This is a genomic window from Pseudomonas sp. PDM26 (assembly GCF_019219185.1).
In the GTDB taxonomy this organism is placed as follows: Bacteria; Pseudomonadota; Gammaproteobacteria; order Pseudomonadales; family Pseudomonadaceae; genus Aquipseudomonas.
Map to the genome: position 1 here is coordinate 1 of NZ_JAHUWC010000042.1, position 544 is coordinate 544.

Genomic DNA, 544 nt, shown 5'->3' on the forward strand with positions numbered 1-544 from the left:
ACCACTACGCCGAGCCCTACACCGAACTCGGCCACCCCATCCATCGCGACGAAACCCTGCAGACCGAAAGCGGCCACTTCTTTGCGCGCCTGCGCCACGAACGCTACCTCAACCAGCAGACCCGCCTCAGCGGCACCACCAGCAGCGCCACCCTGGCCCCCGGCCAGGTCCTGACCATCAGCGGCGGCGCGCCCAAGGCCTTCGCCCCCCGTGTTGTGATCACCCGCACCAAGACCCGCGCCGCCCGCGACCGCGGCTACGAATGCGACTTCGAAGCCATGCCGTACGCCCAACGCCTGTGCTTCCGACCACCGCTGCCAGGCAAGCCACGCATCGCCGGCACCCTGCCAGCGCGCATCACCTACCCATTGCCCAACGCCACCTACGCCGAAATCGACACGGAAGGCCGTTACCGGGTCAAGTTCCTCTTCGACCGCGACACCTGGCCCCTCGGCCAGGAAAGCAAATGGCTGCGCCAGGCCCGCGCCTACGCCGGCGACACCTACGGCCTGCACCTGCCGCTGATCGCCGGCACCGAAGTGGC

Annotated in this window: 1 protein-coding gene; it reads left to right on the top strand. The window is 68.8% G+C overall.

Going from position 1 to position 544, the window contains the following annotated elements; translation table 11 throughout:
- On the top strand, positions 1 to 544 hold a 544-nt coding region (vgrG, locus tag KW849_RS31920), incomplete at both ends, for a type VI secretion system tip protein VgrG (protein WP_218433900.1).